Raw genomic sequence first — 19,054 nt, 5'->3', positions numbered from 1 at the left:
CAGCGCGACGAGCAGACGGTGGATCATGAGCGCTGGTGATCACTCGTGGGTCTTCTCGGATCGGAGCGTGTCGTGTCGGTGCAGCCCCAGCCTTGGCCTGAACCGGATCCGCAGATCGCGGCGGCGGTCCGGGTGATGTACTCGGGCAGGCGGGAGGCCCCGCTGGCGGTGCAGGTCCGTGACCGGCTGGGCGAGCTGTTCCCGGATGCTGCCTTCGCCGACGGGTTCGGGCGGGCGGGCAAGCCGGGCTGGTCGCCGGGCCGGCTCGCGCTGGTCACGGTGCTGCAGAAGGCCGCGAACCTCACCGACCGGCAGGCCGCGGACGAGGTCCGGGAGAACCTGTCCTGGAAGTACGCGCTGGGTCTGGCGCTGAAGGATCCGGGCTTCGACCACAGCGTGCTCTCGGAGTTCCGCTCCCGTGTCGTCGCCCACGGGTTGGAGGAGCGGGTGCTGGACCTGCTGCTGGAGCGGCTGCTGGAGCTGGGACTGGTGGAGGCGGGCGGCAACCAGCGCACCGACTCCACGCACATCGTGGCCGCGGTGCGGGACCTGAACCGGCTCGAGCTGGTCGGCGAGAGCGTGCGCGCGGCCCTGAACGCCCTGGCTGCGGCTTGCCCCGACTGGGTTGACCAGGCGCTGGTCGTGGAGGACTGGAGCCGCCGCTACGCGGACCGGATCGACACCTGGCGTCTGCCCTCCTCCAAGACCAAGCAGGACGAACTCGCCCTGCACTACGCCAAGGACGGCTACACCCTGCTGGAGGCCCTCTACGCCCCGGTATCCCCGGCATGGCTGCGCGAACTGCCCGCGGTGCAGACCCTGCGGATCGTGCTGGTGCAGAACTACACCCGCACCCCGGGTAGGGGCGGCAGGCTGCGGATCCGGCGCCGCGAGCGCGACGAGGACGGGGGTGACGGGCTGCCGCCCGGCCCGATACGCCTGGCCTCCCCGTATGACACCGACGCCCGCTGGTCCGCCAAGCGGGACATGTTCTGGAACGGATTCAAGCTGCACGTGTCGCAGACCTGCCACCCACAGGCCGACGGCGACCGTCCCGCCCGGCCGAACATCATCACGAACGTGGCCACCACCGCGTCCACCCTCCCGGACACCAAGGCCCTGGAACCGATCCACCAGGCCCTGGAGCGCCGTCGGCTGCTGCCCAATCGGCACTACCTCGACTCCGGCTACCCCAGTGCCGAACTGATCGTGGGCTCCGCCAAGGCCTACGGCGTCGCCTTGATCACCCCGGTCCTGCTCGACACCTCCCACCAAGCCAAAGCCCAACAAGGCTTCGCAGCTACCGACTTCACCATCGACTGGGACAACCAGCAGGCCATCTGCCCCGCCGGGAAGACCAGCACCACCTGGAACGATGTCATCCAAGAAGGCGTGGCCAAGACCGTCGTATCCTTCGCCGCCCTGGACTGCATCCCCTGCCCCTCCAAGGACCAGTGCACCAGCGCCCGCAGCAACCGCCGCCGGCTCAGCCTCCAACCCCGCGAACTCACCGAGGCCATCCAAACTGCCCGCGCCCACCAACAGACCGACGACTTCAACCGCAACTACGCCCTGCGCGCAGGCGTCGAGGGCACCATCCGCCAAGCCACCCACACCACCGGCCTACGCCGCGCCCGCTACCGCGGCCTGGCCAAGATCCACCTCGACCACACAACCAGCGCCACAGCCCTTAACCTCATCCGTATCGCCGCCTGGTGGAACGGCCACCCCCTCGACCGCGCCAACCACAGCCACCTCGCCCGACTCCAACTCTCCCTTGCTGCATGACAGTTGGAATTAACCACCAAGATCCCTGCCCGATCTTGGTGGTTAATTCGAATTCGGTTGCTGTGACGCGGAGTTGATCGCTGTGGGAGCGGTGGTTCCAGCGGATGGGATCATGCTGATCGTTGATCTTGTCGTGGTTCCTCGGGGGATCGGAGTGTGTCGTGTCGATGCAGCCGCAGTCCTGGCCTGAGCCGGATCCGCAGGTCGCGGCGGCGATCCGGGCGATGTATCGGGGCAGGCGGGAGGCGCCTCTGGCGGTGCAGGTTCGTGACCGGCTCGGGGAGCTGTTCCCGGACGCGGCCTTTGCTGACGCGTTTGGCCAGGTGGGCAAGCCGGGCTGGTCGCCGGGGCGTCTGGCGCTGGTCACAGTGCTGCAGAAGGCTGCCAACTTGACGGATCGGCAGGCTGCTGACGAGGTTCGCGAGAACCTCGCCTGTGGGGCTCAAAAACACGAATCGTCGCCCCGCTTTGAAGCCCGTCGCCGCAAAGAACCGGGAGCACAGGGGCCTGAGCAGCGGCTCTGCCGCGTCTGGGATCATGTTTCGTGATCCTGTCCACGGTGTACGCCGTCACCCGCCGCCTGCTGTCGCTGCCCGCGTTGCCGCTGCGGCGTGACGTCACGAAGGACGCGGAGTTGCTGGCGCTGCGCCACGAGAACGCGGGCCTGCGCCGACACGTCCCACGCCTACGCTACGAACCAGCCGACCGCCCGTGGTTCGCCGCGCTCTCACACCTGATAACGCGCCGCCGCTGGGCCCAGGTCTTCCCGATGACCCCGGCCACGCTGCCGGCCTGGCACCGCAGACTCGTCGCGAAGAAGTGGGACTACAGCCAGCGTCGCCGCCCCGGACGCCCGCCCACGGGCCCCGCAGTCAAAGCCCTGGTCTTGCGCGTGGCGGCCGAGAACCCGGGATGGGGCCATCGGCGCATCCACGGCGAACTCACCCGCCTCGGCCACAAGACGGCCGCCTCCACCGTGTGGAACATCCTCAACCAGGCCGGCATCGACCCCGCCCCACGTCGTACCGGACCAACCTGGAGGCAGTTCCTCGCAGCCCAGGCCGAGGACTGGCTTTATCGAGCAGTAGTGACGTCACTTGTCGATGGGTTTGGGAGGCGCCCAAAACCACGGTCGGGTGATGTTGATGAGTTTGGGAGGCATGGCGGCGCTGTCACCTTGTTGGGCGTCTAAGTGCGTTGTGGCAAACCGGATCTTGTTCGAGGTGTGCGGCGCGGGTGGTCATCCGGACGGAGGTTCGGGTGCGGCTGCGGGCATGAAAGAACGGGCCCCTTGGTAGTGACGCGGTTACGACACCCAGCACGACCAAGGAAGCCCGTTGCCCGGTCAGTTCAGCAGTAACTCGGTGCCTGCGTCCACCACGGTCACCCCTGGGTGTGACTGCTACGTGCACCGGTTCGGTTCGATCGCTCCAGGGCGGCGGGCAGGCTGCTATCCCAGTGACATGACGGATGCGGAGTGGGCCGAGGTCCGCGCCGCGATGCCGGTGCCGGCCTGGCTCCTCAAGCGGGGCGGGCGCCCGGAGGCGTACTGCCACCGCGAGATGCTCGACGCGGTGCGCTACCTCGTCGACAACGGCGTGAAGTGGATGGCCCTGCCGGTCGACTTCCCGTACTGGCGGGCGGTCTACGACTTCTTCCGCCGCTGGCGTGCCTGCGACTACGTGCGTGAGCTGTACGAACGCCTGCGCCGATCGGCGCGGGAACGCAAAGGACGCAACGCCGAGCCCAGCGCGGGGATCATCGACAGCCAGTCGGTCGATGCCTCCGAGACCGTGGGTGAGGACAGTCGCGGGTACGACGGCGGGAAATCACGCGACGGGCGCAAACGCCACGTCCTGACCGACACCGAGGGCCTGCTCCTGGAGGTCACCGTGACCACAGCGGACGTCCACGACTCCAAGGCTGCCCCCGCGCTGCTGGAGGCGTTCATGGACGAGCCGGGCCGGCTGCTGAAACTGGTGTGGGTCGACAGCGCCTATCAGGGTCCGGCGCTGGCGGCGGCGTTCTCCCGCCACGGAGTCCGGGTCGAGGTTGTGCGCCGGTCCGACGGGCAACGCGGATTTGTCGTACTGGCCCGCCGGTGGGTGGTCGAGCGCACGCTGAGCTGGCTGTCCCGTTCACGCCGCCTCAACCGCGACCACGAACGCCGCCCCGACCACCACCAGCAGATGGTGTGGTGGGCAGCCGTGATCAGGCTGTCCCGGCGCCTGGCCGGGGACGCTCCACGCTGGCCGGACAAGCGGCCCGAGCGACAGCCCCAGGCGCCGGCGTGAACCGTCCGTCGTCCGCCCGCACCAGCCAGCCCCGCTTCTCCAGCACATAGGCACGGTGACGGATCTTCTCCACCTCGTTTTTGACCTCCGCCTCCCGGCCCACCGCCCGTGTCAACTCCACCCCGTTCACCGGCCCCGGAGCGGCCACGACAGCGGCGAACACCTCCCGATACACACCGCTGAGCACCTCCTCGCCCATGCCCGACCGCCACGCCGGCGGCCGCTCGCCGTGCCCCGCGCCGGAACCGCTCGACCCCGCAGCTGTCGCCACCCCACCACCGGACGGCACGGACACCGGCGTATCCACAGTGCTCTCCTCGGCCAGCACCGACACGAGCTCCTCACGCCCCACCCGGGCCCGCTCGACCCGCTCCCGCGCGGCATCCACCTCCACCTGAGCCTGCTCCAGGACCTCCGTCCAGGACTCCAGATCCTGCCTCGCCCGCGCCTCACGCCGTTCCATCAGCCCCAGCACCGACGGCATCGCAACCTCCTCGATCAACAACAAGCCGTCCGCCGCCTGCCCCTACCGCTCCACGAGCATGCCCCGCACACGAAGAAGCCCCTGCTCATCGAACAGGGACTCCCTTTGCCACAACGCACTAACGAAGATTTGCAGCCGACTGACAGACGTTCCGTACTGTGCGCGGGGCGAGGGAGTAGTTGCCGCCAGACCTCGCGGGCGTTCGGCCCGCGTCACGGTGCGCACAAGCAAGTGCGCGGCTGGCGGGTCGGCTGAGCTCGGCGGCGCGGCCGCCAGCCCAATCGCCACCAAGAGCGCGCCCACGACCGCGAAGGCCGAGATTGCCGCGCCCAGGTCCCCGGTGAGCGGATCCTCGGTATTGCGCCGCTTCGTGTCGAGGTACACGGCGCCCCCCCATTACCGTTTTGGTGGCCCCGCAATGGGGCGCCCGGCCTCCGGAGTTGGCATGACTTTCTCCCCCTGTCGATCGCATGTCTTGGGGGGTGGTGTCACCGGCTCCGGAGGCATCGACAGACCGCTGATTAGGGGCATGACCACCGGCCTTTTCGCAGGTCGGGAGGCTCTTCGTAATGTGGATGTGGCGATCGGTGCCGTGGGACGGCCGGGTGAGGACGACCGGAGGAAGCGCGTGATCGACATCAGCGACATCGGTGCCTTCCTCGGTCTGGACGTGGGCAAAGGCGAACACCACGCCACCGCCGTCACGCCGGCCGGGAAGAAAGCCTTCGACAAGCGGCTGCCCAACAGCGAGCCGAAGCTCCGCGAGGTGTTCGGCAAGCTGAAGGCCAAGCACGGGACCGTGCTGGTGGTCGTCGATCAGCCGGCCTCGACCGGCGCTTTGCCGCTGGCGGTGGCCCGGGACATGGACTGCCCGGTCGCCTATCTGCCCGGCCTGACGATGCGGCGGATCGCGGACCTCTATCCGGGCGAGGCAAAGACCGACGCCCGCGACGCGTTCGTCATCGCGGACGCGGCCCGCGTCATGCCTCACACACTTCGCTCGGTCGATCTCGAGGACGAGACCATCGCCGAGCTGGAAATGGTCGTGGGCTTCGACGACGACCTGGCCGGCGAGGCAACAAGAGTCTCCAACCGTCTGCGGGGGCTGATGACGCAGATCCACCCGCATCTGGAGCGGGTTCTCGGTCCGCGGATCCAGCACCCGGCCGTCCTGATGCTGCTGGAACGGTTCGGATCCCCGGCCCAGATCCGCAAGGCCGGCAGACGACGGCTCGTGACCTTGATACGTCCGAAGGCCCCGAGAATGGCCGAGCGACTGGTCGAGGAGATCTTCGCCGCCCTGGACGAACAGACCGTCGTCGTCCCGGGCACGGACGCGGCCACGTTGATTGTCCCGAGCCTCGCCGGCTCGCTGACCGCAGTGCTTGACCAGCGAAAGCTCCTGGCCGCCCGGATCGAGGAACTGCTGGAGTCCCACCCTCTTTCCAAAGTCCTGACGTCCATGCCGGGGATCGGCGTCAGGACCGGAGCCAGGATCCTCATCGACGTCGGCGACGGCAGTTCGTTCCCGTCCGCCGCCCACCTCGCCGCTTACGCCGGCCTCGCCCCGACAACCCGTAGTTCGGGGTCGTCGATCCGCGGAGAACAACCTTCCCGAAGAGGAAACAAGCAGCTCAAACGAGCCTTCTTCCTCTCCGCGTTCGCCGCCCTCGCCGACCCACGATCGAGGGCCTACTACGACAAGAAGATCAGCCAGGGCAAACACCACACCCAAGCACTCCTCTGCCTCGCCCGCCGACGAGCGGACGTCCTCTTCGCGATGCTCCGCGACGGCACCTTCTACGAACCCCAACCTGCCCCATCACCTTGACCAAACCCATAGGGGCACCCCCCCGCGGCCGCGGACATCATGAGGATGAGCAGCAGACCGGGAGTAATGCGGCCAGCCGCCAAGCAAAGTCCGCATTTCCAGGGCTCTTTGGTCGCGCACAGAGTCCTGAACACCCATACCCCACCGGCAGGGCCTGACATTGGGACGTCCGTGCCCGGCACGACACCGGCGTAGAGCAGGGTCACGCCTTCGACGACCTCATTGGTCGCATCGTCGTAGCCGTGAGTGACACCGGTAGGCCGAGCCGGTCGATTCGGACTGTCCTCACGGGTGCGATTGCCGCGCGGAAGGACGAACTCCCGGATCGGTCTGTCAGGACTGGAGCAGTTCGGCGACTGCGAACTGGTGGGTGAGATCCAGCAGTAGGCGGTTCGCTGTCGTTCGGCGGGTCTGCGGGGAGCCGGCGAGGTTCTGGAGCGGTGCCTCGGTCAGCACGGGCAAGGGTGAGGTGATGAGGCTGTACCCACCGAACCTCTCAGCGGCCTGACGTATCCGAACCCCTGGGATGCGTCGACGCACACCGCTCCTGATCCGGCCAACCAGCCTGAGGGGGCGCCGTTCTCAAGCCTGTTGGTCATTCCCGCCAGTACTGTCACCAGGAGACCGAGGAGAGGCTGCAATGGGGATATCGGGCACGGGGCGAAGCGCGGTGCTGATCGACCAGACGATGGTATGCGAGGCGTCGCGTCTGCTTGAGGGGGTCCCTTCGGGCTATCGGGGACACGTCCTGCCTGAGGGCATGTTCGTCGATGAGGGGCACCACATCTTTTGGGGGCCAACCACTGCGGAACGCCTGATCCACCTGTCGACGCTCCTCGACGCGATTCTCCTCTACGACCGGGTGTACGTACTCGACTCCGGGAAGCCCGCGGACGAGGCTTCCTTGACCCTGCGTCGGGTCCTGTTCGAGCGCGGAATCCTCACTGCCCTCGATACCCGGACGCTTGCAATGCCGGTATCGGCTGAATTGACCCAGTTCCTTGCCGATATCGTCGTGGACCGGACGCCAGAGTTCGCTTTTCAGGCGTCCCCCGACTTTGTGGGCGAGAGCATTAGAGCCACCCTTGCCCACGATGCCCATGAACGGCATCACGGTCCGGAAGAGCGCCAACAACTCCTCGGAGCGCTCCGCGGTGAACTCGAAGGCTCCCCGATCCACGGCGGATTGCGCTTCTACCGTGAGGAAGATTTGCGAGATCTGCGGACTGACCCAGTTGGAACCCTCGGGTTCGAGCTGCTTGACGAGATCGGCCGGTTCCACAGCGGCGGGCTGATCGGCGGGGTCTCCCACCTGCGTACCTTCGTCTACTGGCGAACCGCCGCGCACCTCCAGCTACCCTTTATCCCGTCTCTGCGAAGACTTCCCACCTACCATCTGCTGACTGAACACATTCGGAACTCTGTCCAGGAACGCGTCTACAACGCCGTCGGCGAAGCCTTTCACTGCGCGGTCAGCGAGGTCTATGAGAATGAGCGACCCCTTCCGCTCTACTTACCGCCCGCTCTGAGTCTCTTCCTCGACCATCTGCGCACCAACGGCAATATCGCCAGCGCCATCGACGACCTGCGCCGCTCCCACCGCAAACTCCGACGGGACCTGGCATCCTTCCAACACGCTCTGGAGGGCTGCGCCACCCTTCGTGACGCACGTGATGCCCGACGTCGGCTTGCCGACGCCCTGACAGCCCTGCGTGCCGAGCCCAACGGAGCCCCACCGCACGGTGCCATCGACCAGGTCCTCGACATCGTCCCCGACGCGGTCCGAGCGGCGGCCAACCCCCTCGACGTCAGCGGCTATTCCGACACCCTGATTCGTCGCCCCGTCGAGTGGATCCGCTCCTGGTGGGTTCGCCGCCCCATCCGCTCTGCCTTTGCGCTCAGCGACCGGCTGCTGGACCTGTCGCAGTATGACCAGCTCCTTGAAGCCGCCACCGGCCAACGCTGCAGCAGTGAACAGATCACGAGACTCCATACCCAATACGGCCAGTGCCTTGCCCTGTACGGCGGTGAAACAAGGCTCCCAGCTCCTGCCTCGCCAACGCGACCACCGTTGACCACGTCCGACGGCACCAGCGCCTAAAAAAGGACCGCCGGCCCAAACAGCGAGCGACCGGACAGGAAGACGACCCTGCCGCCTGGTTGATCACCTGCAACATCCTCACCGCTGAGGCCTCCGAGAACTGGTCCCCCACAGTCGCACTCCTACACGGCGATCTCGTCCCGGAGCTGAGGGCCGTTGTTGCAGACGTTGTCGACGGATGGGGAGACCGGTCGAGCGTCCAGATGGCCGTCGGCGGGCTGGGTGAGCAGCGCGCGCAATTCGTCCGGGTCCTGATGATGGGGGTCGAGCCACGCGGCGCAGTGGTCCACCGTGAGGGCGAGCGGCATGCGGGTATGAACACGGCCGGCTGCGTGGGTCCTGTCCGGTACCAAGCGGGGTGATCGTCGCTCCGCGCGACCACGGCCGTGGCACCCCGGGCCCTGGGGCTCCGGACCCGGAGGTCAGGGCCTCGGGCCACAGGATTGAGACGCGCTGCGATATATCCCTTCGGGTATTGCGGGAACCCATATCTGCATTGGACTGGCATGTCTCTCGGTATCACGATGTACGAAACGCGGCGGCGAGCCGCCGTTGTCAGTGAGGCTGACAGAAGGAGAACATCCCGTGGGAACACCGTCCAGTTCGTATGCGCCCAGTGATCCGGACGCCCTCCTGTTCCGCAAGGCGTTGCGGCACTTTCCCAGTGGCGTCTCAGTGGTGACCATCGCCGACGGCGATGGGGTCCATGGGATGACCGCCAGTTCGTTCGCGTCGGTGTCGCTCGACCCGCCCCTGTGTGCCGTAAGCGTCAACAAGCCCGGTCGCATGCATCAACTGCTGCACAGCGGCGACGGGTACTTCGCGCTGAACATCATGGGCAAGGACCAGGGCGACATCGCCGACTTCTACGCGCGACAGCCATGGAGTGTCGCACTGGACGTGAAGATGGAATGGAAGGACGGCTGCCCGACCATAGCCGGCGCGCTCGCCTGGTTCCTGTGTCGGAAGTGGGCCGCCTACGACGGCGGCGACCACACAATCTTCGTCGGCGAGTCGCTCGAGCACGGCGCGACGGAGCGTGACGACCTGGATCCGTTGGTCTGGCACAAATCCCGCTATCACGATCTCGGAGCTGAACTGGCCCGTGGCTCGAGGCCCGAGGGCACCAGCACGAAGTGAGCGGATCACTGCGTCCGCGGCCGAGGCCGGGTTCCGCGATGCCGGAGGGTGTGCCCAACACCGTGCCCGACGGGCTCCAGCGGCATCGGCACACCCGCGCGTCGTCCTCCGTGATCAGAGCGGAGCACCCTGAGGGCGTCGTCGAACTCCGTGACGTGCCGTTCCGGCGGTCGGGCCCGGGCCAGGATGGCGCGTGCGTGCTCCGTGAACCCCTCACCGAACATGGTCGGGATCAGTCCTCGCCGCCCGCAGCATTCGAACAACTCGACATCGAGGATCTCCGCCAACTCGCGCACAGCTCGTGTCACCACCGGCTGGGTCATGTGGAGTTCGGCAGCTGCGCTGCTCCGACGCCAGGGCCGTGACCCGCAATGGCGTCGGTAGGCACGACGCTTTGGGACCTCGTGGCCGTCGAGCAACCGGGATGGCTCTCGGGAGGTCACCGATTCTCCGGCATTCTCCGTGCAGTGAGTCCGATATATCGAGAACGCATATCGAATCAGCAGATAGGTATTTGGCAGGCATAGCGCGAGGTGATCACGATGGTTTCGACGCATAACTGGCAAAACCAGATCGTGGCAACACGGTCACAGGTCAAGGGATGGCAGAGATGACGGACGTGGCGGTGCTGCGGAACTTCGTGGGCGGGCAGTTCGTCGACGGGGGCGAACTGTTCGACAAGATCAGCCCGGTTGACGGCTCGCTCGTGGCCAGGGTCGCGGAAGCCGACCGAGGAATCGTGGATCGCGCAGTGCGCGCCGCCCGCGGAGCCCTCGACGGCGACTGGGGCCGCTACACCGCGACTCGACGGGTGGCCCTGCTGCGCCGCATCGCTGACCGGATCGACGAGCGATTCGAGGATCTGCTGTCGGCCGAGGTCGCCGACACGGGGAAGCCGGTTCCACTGGCAAGGACGCTGGACGTCGCCCGCGCCGCGGCCAATTTCCGCGCGGCTGCCGACATCATCGCAGGCGCAGGGCTCGATTCCTTCCTCACCGATGGCGCTAACGGTCAAGCGCTGAACTATGCGGTACGCAAGCCGCTTGGCGTGGTCGGGGTGATCGTTCCCTGGAACCTTCCTCTGCTGCTGCTGACCTGGAAGGTCGCGCCCGCCCTCGCCTCAGGTAACGCCGTGGTGGTCAAGCCATCGGAGGAGACCCCCTCCAGCGCAACTCTGCTGGCCGAGATCATCGCCGAGGCCGGGGCGCCTGCGGGTGCGTTCAACGTCGTGCACGGGTTCGGCAAGGGTTCGGCCGGCGAATACATAACGACCCACCCCGACGTCGACGGCATCACGTTCACCGGCGAGTCGGCAACAGGTTCCGCGATCATGCGGACGGTCGCGCCCCGTGTCCTGCCGGTATCGTTCGAACTGGGCGGTAAGAACGCCGCTGTTGTCTTCGACGACGCGGACATCGAACGCACCATCGAAGGCCTGGCTCGCTCGACGTTCACCAACACCGGCCAGATCTGCCTGTGCACGGAGCGGATATACGTCCAGCGCGGCGTGTTCGACGAAGTCGCCGCGGGCCTGGCCGCACACGCGGACGCGTTGCGTTTCGGCAGGCCCGACGACCCGGCCACCACGACAGGTCCACTGATCTCGCAGAAGCATCGAGAAAAGGTGCTGTCCTACTACGACATCGCCGCGGAGGAAGGCGCGAAACTGCTGGCCGGCGGCGGCATTCCCGAGCTGGGCGCCGAACTTGACGGCGGCTCCTGGGTCAGGCCCGCGGTATGGACGGGTCTGCACAACTCGCACCGCATCCTGCGCGAGGAGATCTTCGGCCCGGTCGCCGCGCTGGTGCCGTTCGACACCGAGGACCAGGCGATTCGCCTGGCGAACGACAGCGACTACGGCCTCGCCGCGGCGGTGTGGACCACCGACCTCGGACGCGGACACCGGGTGGCTGGCGCCATGCGGGCCGGCATGGCATGGGTCAACACCTGGTATCTGCGCGATCTGCGGGCGCCGTTCGGTGGCGTCGGACTCTCGGGGATCGGGCGCGAGGGCGGCGCGCACTCGCTGCACTTCTACAGCGAACCCACCAACGTGTGCCTGTCGCTGTGAACTCCCGCCCGCGCACGAACAACCACAGGGAAAGGAAGCGAGCCCATGGGCGTCCCACCTGACGGGGCCATATCCGCCGCTGCCGAAAGGCTGCTGCGCGCCGAGCGGGAGGGAGTGCCTGCGGGTCCCGTACGCGACCTGCTCGGCGCGTCCGACATCGACGCCGGCTACGCGGTGCAGAACAGGATTATCGAGCACAAGATCCAGCGCGGGAGCCGGGCGGTCGGCCGCAAGATCGGGCTGACGTCGGAGTCGGTGCAGCGTCAGTTCGGGGTCTACCAACCCGACTTCGGGGTGCTGCTGGACGACATGGTTCTCGCGGACCGGACGGACATAGCGCTGTCCCGGTTCAGCCAGCCACGGGTCGAGGCCGAGATCGCCTTCGTACTCGGCGCCGATCTCACCGCTGAGGCCACTGTTGCGGACGTCGTACGCGCGACTGATTTCGTGCTGCCGGCCATCGAAATCGTGGATTCACGGATCGCCGACTGGGACATACGGATCAGCGACACCGTGGCGGACAACGCGTCCAGCGGCGCCGTTGTCCTCGGCGCCTCCCCGAAGCGGCTGTCCGAACTTGACCTCGCCACCCTCGGCATGACGCTCGAGCACCACGGCGAGCCGGTGTCGACCGGCGCGGGAGCGGCATGCCTGGGGTCCCCCGTGAACGCGGTCTCCTGGCTGGCTCGCGAGGTGGCTCGACGCGGTCGACCGCTGCGAGCCGGTGAGGTGATCCTCGCCGGCGCCTGGGGACCGATGGTGCCCGTCACCGCGCCGGGAAGCTACCTCGCGCGGTTCGAAGGAATCGGCGAAGTCCGAGCGAGTTTCATTGCCGAATCGAAGGAGGCGACACCGGTATGAGCACCCACGTAGCCACGGACTCTCTCGTCGAGGACCTGGCGAGTCGCCTCGATGCCGCCGCCATGACGCGCACGGCGTGTGCCCAGCTCTCACAGAGCCACAAGATCTCGTTGGACACCGCCTACGCCGTCCAGCGGGCGGTCGCCGGCCGACGGCTCGCCAGATGCGAGCACCCGCTGGGGATCAAGCTCGGCTTCACCAGCCGCACCAAGGCGGCACAGATGGGCGTGTCTGAGGTCATCATCGGCCGACTCACCTCCGGCATGCTGGTTGCCGACGGCGGCGAGATCAACCTGGGCGACTACATTCATCCCCGCGCCGAACCCGAGCTCGCGTTCCGGCTCTCCCGTGACCTCGCGCCGGGGGAGTGGAACGGGCAGGCCACTGACATCGTCGACGCGGTCGCCCCCGCAATGGAGATCATCGACTCGCGGTTCCGCGACTTCCGCTTCGACCTGGCCGATGTGGTGGCCGACAACACCAGCGCTTCCGGGGCGGTCATAGGAGCATGGCGCCCGATCGGCGAGGGTCTCGACAACCGCGGAGTCCTCTTCGAGACGGACGGCAGGATCGTGGGTGCCGGCTCAACCGCCGCCATCCTCGGAGACCCGCTGCGCGCGGTGACCGCCGCAGTGCGCATGGCTGCGCGATACCAGATCACACTGTCCGCGGGCACTGTCCTTCTCGCGGGAGCCGCGACGCCCGCCGTCGCTCTCCGGGCGGGGACGGCGGTCAGCACGTCGGTATCAGGACTGGGCCGCGTGCGCTTCACCGTGGCCGGGTCGGACTCGCTGGCAGGAGCCAACGATGAGTGAGGCCAAGGTCGTTGCGGGCAAGGCGACACCCCGCGGACGGTTCCCCCACGTCAAGGTGGCAGGCGACTTCGTCTACGTGTCGGGCACGAGCAGCCGACGGCCTGACAACACCATCGTTGGCGCGGACGTCGACGCATTTGGAACCACCACCCTCGACATCCGGGCGCAGACCCGCGAGGTGCTCGAGAATATCAAGGACATCCTCGCCTCGGTTGGCGCCACCCTCTCCGACGTGGTCCAGGTAACGAGCTACCTCGTGAACATGAACGACTTCGGTGGCTACAACGAAGTCTACGGCCGCTACTTCGACGAAACAGGACCGACCAGGACGACCGTGGCCGTGCACCAACTGCCGCACCCTCACCTGGTCATCGAGATCCAAGCAGTGGCTTTCGCGCCCAGGAACCGCGCCGACGCGTGAGCCAGTCAACACCCCGGAAAGGACGACAGCGTCATGACTGAATTCCACCCCGTGCTGAACTTCACCCAGTGGGTCGAGGAGCACCAGCACCTGCTCAAGCCCCCGGTGAACAACAAGCAGATGTGGGAGCGTACCGGCGACTTCATCGTGCAGGTCGTCGGCGGCCCCAACGAGCGGACCGACTACCACGTCGACCCGTACGAGGAATGGTTCTACCAGGTCAAGGGCGACATGTACGTCAACCTGATGACCGACGAGGGCGCAAAGACGATCCACATCCGAGAAGGCGAGATGTGGCTGCTGCCCGGGAACCAGCCGCATTCGCCGCAGCGGCCCGAAAGCGGGTCAGTCGGGATCGTGATCGAGCGCGTCCGGAACGAAGGCACCCTGGAGAAGTTCCAGTGGTACTGCCTCAACTGCGACGCACTGGTACACGAGGTCGAACTCCAGGTGCGGAACATCGTGGCCGACCTGCCGCCGGTCTTCGAAAAGTTCTACGACGACGAGGCCCTCCGCATATGCCCGAAGTGCGGCACAGTGCACCCCGGCAGGATCGCCCAATGAGCCCAGTGATCGACGTCCACACCCACTACGTACCCCGTGGCTGGCCAGTGTTGGGCGAAGGCACCGATGCGCCCCGACTGCGGATCGACAGCGTTCGTGAGGCAACCATTATGGTCGGCTCACGGGAGTTCCGGCGCATCTTCTCCGACTGCTGGGACCATGAGGTACGACTGAGCGACATGGCCAACGACGCCATCGACGCCCAGGTCGTCTCTCCCACCCCGGTGTTCTTCTCGTACGACCAAACGCCTGCGAAGGGTCTGGAGATCGCGAAGATCTTCAACGATCTCGCACTCGACATCTGCGAACCCGCCAAGGGGCGGCTGCTGCCCTTCTGCCAAGTTCCCCTGCAGGACCCGGAGCTGGCCTGCGCCGAGCTGGACCGGTGCCTGCGGGCCGGTCACCTTGGCGTGGAGATCGGGAACCACGTCGGCGACCGCGACCTGGACGACGAGGGCATCGTCATGTTCCTGCAGCACTGCGCCGAGGTAGGGGCCCCGGTCTTCGTCCACCCGTGGGACATGCCCACGTCGCCCCGCCTGGACCGATGGATGTCGCAGTGGCTGACGGGAATGCCTGCCGAAACCCACCTGTCACTGCTCGCCGTGATCCTGGGCGGCGTGTTCGACAAGGTGCCGGACAGCCTGAAGATCTGCTTCGCGCATGGCGGCGGATCGTTCGCCTTCTGGCTTGGAAGGCTCGAGAACGCTTGGCACGAGCGCCAGGACGTGGTGGGAGTCTCGGCGAAACCGCCTTCGGAATACATCGGCCGGTTCTCCGTCGACACCGTGGTCTTCAACCCCCCGTCGTTGCGTCTGCTGGTCGACGTCCTCGGGGTCGACAACGTCATGCTCGGCAGCGACTACCCCTATCCGCTCGGTGAGCGGCCCGTCGGTCACGTCGTACGCAAGGCGGACTTCCTCTCCGCACCCGACCGGGCCCAGCTGCTCGGCGGCAATGCCGCGAAGTTCCTCTCTCTACCCTCGCCGCAGGCGGCATGAGCAACCCAGAGCCACCTTTGCCTTCACCGGCGGAGGCGCGCGGCAAGTCCGCTTTCCACGATGAGAATCTCGGCGGAGAGAGCGCGAGTACGGGCGGTTTCGGATTCTTTCCTGCGTCCGGCCCGTACTTGCGCTGAGGTCCTTGTGGCTCTAGATCTTGACGCGCTGGTGTCGCGCGGTAGGCAGCACCTGTCTAGCACCGTCCGGCCGATCACTACGAGGTCTCCAACGGTCTTGGAGCGAGGATGCCCGTCCCCGCGACGGGCCGGCCCACGGACACGGGGGTCCGATGAGACCCTGCCCCGTCAGCAGGGTCGTATCGGCCCCGGCCGGGCGCGGCGCAGTCCGCACGCAGCGGGGCGCTGCTTCAGACACAAATGCACGCCGCGAAGGGAGTCGGGGAGTCGTACGCAGCTGTGGTGTGAGCCTGCGCCTCCTGTCGTCGCCACTCAACCCGTGGGGTGGGGGTGGCAGGGGGCGCAGGACTGCCCCATGCACAGAGCGCCGGACAGGAGTCGAATCCTGGGCGGCGCGTGCAGGTCTGTGGACCCGTGGCCGAGGGTCCGGGCGCAGTTGCGACGCGACCCGCCCGGCCCCCTCGGCCATGCTCGGTAAAACGGTGCGCCCATCGTTTCGCCGTCGCCGATGACGAAGGCCTCCTGGTCGGAGGGTTCCCGTACAGCTCCTCCGACCAGGAGGCCTGCGTCATCCCGCAGATTCTGAATGTGTCATCGCCGGACCCCAACCAACCTGCCAGGGCAGTACACCTGGAGTTCTTCACCTTCCTCGGCTTCGACGAACTGCTCCACAGCGAGACCGCGCAGAAGTGGCGGCTTCTCAGGGCCGCGGAGTGGGGAGCCGTCCGGCCGCGCTCCCACACGCACACGCGAAGCAATCAAGCGGCGGAGCTGGACTGCTGAGGCAGTGTCATTTCAATCCAGGTGGTCTTTCCCCATCCGGCGGGTGAACTGCCCCACGCCGTGGCCAGCGCGTCGACGATGAGCAAGCCGCGCCCAGACTCCGCTTCCGCATTCATGGCCTCTTCCGTGACAATCACAGTGGGAATCGGAGGCTGCGGACTGCGGTCCTGTACTTCCACGCGGACACCGTCCGCCTGTCGCCGTAGACGGATGTCGACGTCGCTCTGTGCGTGGATGAGGGCGTTGGTCACCACTTCGCAGAGCGCGAGTTGCATGTCGTCCAGGAGCGGTTCGGTTCCCCAGCGCCTGAACAGATCCTTCAAGTAGTGGCGCACGGAAGACACTGCCTGAAGGTTGTAGCGCTGCACGGCAAACCGGGCGACATCCCTCCGCTCTCCGGGCCGGATGCCGTCATATCTCATCAGCAGGAGGGCCAGGTCATCGTCCAGTGTCTTTCGGGACTGGCGCTCGCTGATCAGGTGGTCAGCGAGCGGGTCCATGTTCTCCCGACCGCTGTCGGTCAGCGCGGCCGTCAGCTGGGTGAGCGCGGCGTCGGGGCCAAGCGCCCGTGTATCCAGAAGGCCGTCGGTGAACAGAGCCGTGACACTGCCGGGAGGGAGAGTAACTTCCCGCTGCTCATAGTGATGGCCGTCTCCGAGTCCCAGCGGAAGGCCGATCGGCACGTTGAGCGTCATGAGCTTGCCCGGAGCGGGACTGATGAGCGGTAGTGGATGTCCGGCCGTAGCAATCTTGGCGACGCCTGTGGCCGGCTGGAGCCACAGGCAGCAGCAGGTGGCGTATCGGGAAGCACCGAGAGCGCGCAGCAACCCGTCCATGCGTTCAAGGATGGTGTTCGGCTCATGGCCTTCGGTGGCGTAGGCCAGGACCGCGCTGCGCAGATGGCCCATCAGGCTGGCTGCCTGCACGCTGTGGCCCTCGACGTCTCCAATGGCGAGGCCGATTCCACCGTCGGGCAGCGGAATCACGTCGTACCAGTCACCTCCTACCGCTGCTCCTTCGGTGGCGGGGAGGTACCGGGACGTCACCACGGTCTCCGGCCTGTGGGGCAGGGTGGGCGGGAGCAGGCTCTGCTGCATGGTCCGGGCAAAGGCGTGCTCGACCTCGTGTGCGTAGATGCGGTCCAATGCTTGACCGATCTGCCCCAACATGAGGACGGCCAAGGCGATTTCCTCATCCTCTGGGAAGCGGCGCCACGGTGCAGGGAACTCCATGATGCAGCAACCGATGGACCGGCCGTTGGCGATGAGGGGCATGCAGGCCCGCGGTTGATCGTCCGGGTCAGCAGCGGCACGGGGTGCGCCGCGGGAGGAGGCGTCGTCCGGGTTATACAGCCGTGCTTCGACGCGGTTGACGGCATCGGTCGCCGGGGTGGAACGCGACAGGGGCGTGCCTTCCACGCGTCCGACCTCGTCGCGGGAGAACCCGGAGGAGCCTACGACTCGAAGGCGATCTTCCTGGACACGGCACAGCATCAGCGCAGTGGCCCCGAAGGGAGCCATCACATGGCTCTGCGCTGCGGTGAGAACGTCACGGACCTGTACAGCGGCGGCCAGTTCCGTGGACAGGCGCCCGAGTTGGTAGAGGAACGTGGTGCTGCTGACGCCGCCGGGGAGACGGTTGCTGGCCGGGATGGAACCCGGCTCGGGCCCTTCCACCGGCGCGGGGCGAATGAACGTCGGAATGGAAGGGGCCTCCATCGACATTCCTGCCTCGGCGAGGGGCAGCAGGCGGTCTGCAAGGTTCTGGGCCACTCGTCGTACGTGCCGCAGGTCGCCCGGGGCAACGGGCCTGTCCGGCGCCTGGGTGCGCGACCACCGCACGCTCAGGCACCCCAAGATGCGCCCGCCCGCGACGAGCGGGGCAGAGGCCACCGCCATGGGAAAGGGGTTGTGCAGAAAGTACTTCGGGATCTGGCGGGTCAGCGTCCGGAGCTCGGCTGCATTGATCACGACAAGCTCGCCGGTCTCATAGGCCCGGGCGGTCGGCAGCCGCATGTCTTCGATATCAAGCTCTGAGTGGGCGTTTGATGGCGATTCGTGATGGACGCTTCGGCACGCTTTGTCGTATTCATCACCAACCTGCACGGCCAGAAATGCCTGGAACCTCCCCACCGGTTGGGAGCTTCCTGCCCATTGCTAAACCAGACGGAATCCAGTACCGAGAAGCGGATCAATCGGGCGCACAGGTCGGCAGCCGGAAGGCCGCGAAGACGCACGTAAGGTGTGAATCTGCCCGAAGGTCGTCGGCCGCAAGAGCAACATAGAGCCACAATCCATAGCTAAACGCCCTCTCAGTGGGCGTTTGATGGCGATTCGTGATGGACGCTTCGGTACGCTTTGTCGTATTCATCACCAACCTGCACGGCCAGAAATGCCTGGAACCTCCCCACTGGTTGGGAGCTTCCTGCCCATTGCTAAACCAGACGGAATCCAGTACCGAGAAGCGGATCAAGCGGGCGCACAGGTCGGCAGCCGGAAGGCCGCGAAGACGCACGTAAGGTGTGAATCTGCCCGAAGGTCGTCGGCCGCAAGAGCAACATAGAGCCACAATTCATAGCTAAACGCCCTCTGAGGGAATGGTGAAGCCGCACGGGCTATCCACAGCCAGTGCGGCCCCCAGGACGGGGCGGCCTGGCACCGGAAGGTAGGCGGCGTAGGTGACGGCGTCGGTCTGGTCTTTCAACTCGAGCAGCGCGGAAGCCAGGGCCAGGTCACCGGGTCGCCCCGGGCCTTCGGAGGCACT

The 19,054-nt window shown here is 66.7% G+C and carries 17 protein-coding genes and 3 pseudogenes; 14 read left to right on the top strand and 6 right to left on the bottom strand.

Annotation, left to right across the window (positions count from 1 at the left end):
- Positions 1 to 72: 72 nt before the first annotated feature.
- The 4 genes and pseudogenes from OG972_RS44335 to OG972_RS44320 all read left to right on the top strand — a co-directional run bounded on the left by OG972_RS44335 (position 73) and on the right by OG972_RS44320 (position 4,082).
- Complete coding sequence (locus OG972_RS44335) at positions 73 to 1,788, top strand: IS1182 family transposase (protein WP_266992209.1); 1,716 nt, start codon at positions 73 to 75, stop codon at positions 1,786 to 1,788.
- Positions 1,789 to 2,012: 224 nt separating this feature from the next.
- Positions 2,013 to 2,210, top strand: a pseudogene (locus OG972_RS44330) (IS1182 family transposase); the annotation flags it as partial.
- A 122-nt stretch (positions 2,211 to 2,332) separates the two neighbouring features.
- Positions 2,333 to 2,980 (top strand): hypothetical protein, encoded by a 648-nt coding sequence (locus OG972_RS44325; protein ID WP_323135985.1) that lies wholly within the window; start codon positions 2,333 to 2,335, stop codon positions 2,978 to 2,980.
- Between the two features lie 271 nt (positions 2,981 to 3,251).
- Positions 3,252 to 4,082 (top strand): IS5 family transposase, encoded by an 831-nt coding sequence (locus OG972_RS44320; protein ID WP_266992208.1) that lies wholly within the window; start codon positions 3,252 to 3,254, stop codon positions 4,080 to 4,082.
- Here OG972_RS44320 and OG972_RS44315 read toward each other — a convergent pair.
- Positions 4,000 to 4,566 (bottom strand): hypothetical protein, encoded by a 567-nt coding sequence (locus OG972_RS44315; protein WP_266992207.1) that lies wholly within the window; start codon positions 4,564 to 4,566, stop codon positions 4,000 to 4,002. The genes OG972_RS44320 and OG972_RS44315 overlap by 83 nt on opposite strands.
- Before the next feature lie 628 nt (positions 4,567 to 5,194).
- Between OG972_RS44315 and OG972_RS44310 the strand changes: the two genes are divergently transcribed.
- Complete coding sequence (locus tag OG972_RS44310; protein WP_266989955.1) at positions 5,195 to 6,397, top strand: IS110 family transposase; 1,203 nt, start codon at positions 5,195 to 5,197, stop codon at positions 6,395 to 6,397.
- 119 nt (positions 6,398 to 6,516) lie between these two features.
- On the opposite strand, the pseudogene OG972_RS44305 reads toward OG972_RS44310, so the two are convergent.
- Together OG972_RS44305 and OG972_RS44300 are read right to left on the bottom strand one after the other, a co-directional pair.
- Positions 6,517 to 6,633, bottom strand: a pseudogene (locus OG972_RS44305) (methionine synthase); the annotation flags it as partial.
- Positions 6,634 to 6,730: 97 nt separating this feature from the next.
- The gene (locus OG972_RS44300; RefSeq protein ID WP_266992206.1) at positions 6,731 to 6,859 is read right to left on the bottom strand and encodes a hypothetical protein; all 129 of its coding nucleotides are present in this window, start codon (positions 6,857 to 6,859) and stop codon (positions 6,731 to 6,733) included.
- A 178-nt stretch (positions 6,860 to 7,037) separates the two neighbouring features.
- On the opposite strand from OG972_RS44300, the gene OG972_RS44295 reads away from it, so the two are divergent.
- Positions 7,038 to 8,498: a hypothetical protein gene (locus OG972_RS44295; RefSeq protein ID WP_266992205.1), complete on the top strand. Its 1,461-nt coding sequence runs from the start codon at positions 7,038 to 7,040 to the stop codon at positions 8,496 to 8,498.
- 122 nt (positions 8,499 to 8,620) lie between these two features.
- Here OG972_RS44295 and OG972_RS44290 read toward each other — a convergent pair.
- Positions 8,621 to 8,836: pseudogene (locus OG972_RS44290) on the bottom strand (SOS response-associated peptidase family protein); the annotation flags it as partial.
- Positions 8,837 to 9,083: 247 nt separating this feature from the next.
- Here OG972_RS44290 and OG972_RS44285 point away from each other — a divergent pair.
- A complete protein-coding gene (locus OG972_RS44285; RefSeq protein ID WP_266992204.1) occupies positions 9,084 to 9,638 on the top strand; it encodes a flavin reductase family protein in 555 nt (184 codons plus the stop codon).
- Positions 9,639 to 9,643: 5 nt separating this feature from the next.
- Here OG972_RS44285 and OG972_RS44280 read toward each other — a convergent pair whose 3' ends face one another.
- A complete protein-coding gene (locus OG972_RS44280) occupies positions 9,644 to 10,195 on the bottom strand; it encodes a LysR family transcriptional regulator (RefSeq protein ID WP_266993000.1) in 552 nt (183 codons plus the stop codon).
- Positions 10,196 to 10,248: 53 nt separating this feature from the next.
- Between OG972_RS44280 and OG972_RS44275 the strand changes: the two genes are divergently transcribed.
- From OG972_RS44275 to OG972_RS44245, 7 genes are all read left to right on the top strand, one after another.
- A complete protein-coding gene (locus OG972_RS44275; RefSeq protein ID WP_266992998.1) occupies positions 10,249 to 11,709 on the top strand; it encodes a 2-hydroxymuconic semialdehyde dehydrogenase in 1,461 nt (486 codons plus the stop codon).
- A gap of 45 nt (positions 11,710 to 11,754) precedes the next feature.
- Positions 11,755 to 12,570 carry a 2-keto-4-pentenoate hydratase gene (locus OG972_RS44270; RefSeq protein WP_266992203.1) on the top strand — a complete coding sequence of 272 codons (816 nt, stop codon included), beginning with the start codon at positions 11,755 to 11,757 and terminating at the stop codon, positions 12,568 to 12,570.
- Positions 12,567 to 13,385 (top strand): 2-keto-4-pentenoate hydratase, encoded by an 819-nt coding sequence (locus OG972_RS44265; protein ID WP_266992202.1) that lies wholly within the window; start codon positions 12,567 to 12,569, stop codon positions 13,383 to 13,385. Before OG972_RS44270 ends, OG972_RS44265 begins: the two co-directional genes overlap by 4 nt.
- Entirely contained in the window at positions 13,378 to 13,806 is a 429-nt protein-coding gene (locus OG972_RS44260) for a RidA family protein (protein WP_266992201.1), read from the top strand. Before OG972_RS44265 ends, OG972_RS44260 begins: the two co-directional genes overlap by 8 nt.
- Before the next feature lie 33 nt (positions 13,807 to 13,839).
- On the top strand, positions 13,840 to 14,370 hold the full coding sequence (locus OG972_RS44255; protein WP_266992200.1) for a 3-hydroxyanthranilate 3,4-dioxygenase: 531 nt from the start codon (positions 13,840 to 13,842) through the stop codon (positions 14,368 to 14,370).
- Positions 14,367 to 15,371, top strand: coding sequence for an amidohydrolase family protein (locus OG972_RS44250; RefSeq protein WP_266992199.1), 1,005 nt, complete (start codon positions 14,367 to 14,369; stop codon positions 15,369 to 15,371). The genes OG972_RS44255 and OG972_RS44250 overlap by 4 nt, the downstream gene beginning before the upstream one ends.
- Before the next feature lie 725 nt (positions 15,372 to 16,096).
- Positions 16,097 to 16,291 carry a hypothetical protein gene (locus OG972_RS44245; RefSeq protein ID WP_266992198.1) on the top strand — a complete coding sequence of 65 codons (195 nt, stop codon included), beginning with the start codon at positions 16,097 to 16,099 and terminating at the stop codon, positions 16,289 to 16,291.
- Here OG972_RS44245 and OG972_RS44240 read toward each other — a convergent pair.
- Positions 16,267 to 18,423 carry a SpoIIE family protein phosphatase gene (locus tag OG972_RS44240; protein WP_266992197.1) on the bottom strand — a complete coding sequence of 719 codons (2,157 nt, stop codon included), beginning with the start codon at positions 18,421 to 18,423 and terminating at the stop codon, positions 16,267 to 16,269. The two genes, OG972_RS44245 and OG972_RS44240, sit on opposite strands and share 25 nt — an antisense overlap.
- Positions 18,424 to 19,054: the final 631 nt, after the last annotated feature.

Source organism: Streptomyces sp. NBC_01669, assembly GCF_026339735.1.
In the GTDB taxonomy this organism is placed as follows: Bacteria; Actinomycetota; Actinomycetes; order Streptomycetales; family Streptomycetaceae; genus Streptomyces; species Streptomyces yanii.
This window is presented reverse-complemented; position numbering and strand designations above follow the sequence as displayed.

Bases quoted from the DNA above. Each gene is read 5' to 3' on its own strand.
- OG972_RS44320 (WP_266992208.1), top strand. From the start codon at position 3,252: ATGACGGATGCGGAGTGGGCCGAGGTCCGCGCCGCGATGCCGGTGCCG.
- OG972_RS44315 (WP_266992207.1), bottom strand. From the start codon at position 4,566: ATGCCGTCGGTGCTGGGGCTGATGGAACGGCGTGAGGCGCGGGCGAGG.
- OG972_RS44295 (WP_266992205.1), top strand. From the start codon at position 7,038: ATGGGGATATCGGGCACGGGGCGAAGCGCGGTGCTGATCGACCAGACG.
- OG972_RS44280 (WP_266993000.1), bottom strand. From the start codon at position 10,195: ATGCGTCGAAACCATCGTGATCACCTCGCGCTATGCCTGCCAAATACC.
- OG972_RS44275 (WP_266992998.1), top strand. From the start codon at position 10,249: ATGACGGACGTGGCGGTGCTGCGGAACTTCGTGGGCGGGCAGTTCGTC.
- OG972_RS44270 (WP_266992203.1), top strand. From the start codon at position 11,755: ATGGGCGTCCCACCTGACGGGGCCATATCCGCCGCTGCCGAAAGGCTG.
- OG972_RS44265 (WP_266992202.1), top strand. From the start codon at position 12,567: ATGAGCACCCACGTAGCCACGGACTCTCTCGTCGAGGACCTGGCGAGT.
- OG972_RS44260 (WP_266992201.1), top strand. From the start codon at position 13,378: ATGAGTGAGGCCAAGGTCGTTGCGGGCAAGGCGACACCCCGCGGACGG.
- OG972_RS44255 (WP_266992200.1), top strand. From the start codon at position 13,840: ATGACTGAATTCCACCCCGTGCTGAACTTCACCCAGTGGGTCGAGGAG.
- OG972_RS44250 (WP_266992199.1), top strand. From the start codon at position 14,367: ATGAGCCCAGTGATCGACGTCCACACCCACTACGTACCCCGTGGCTGG.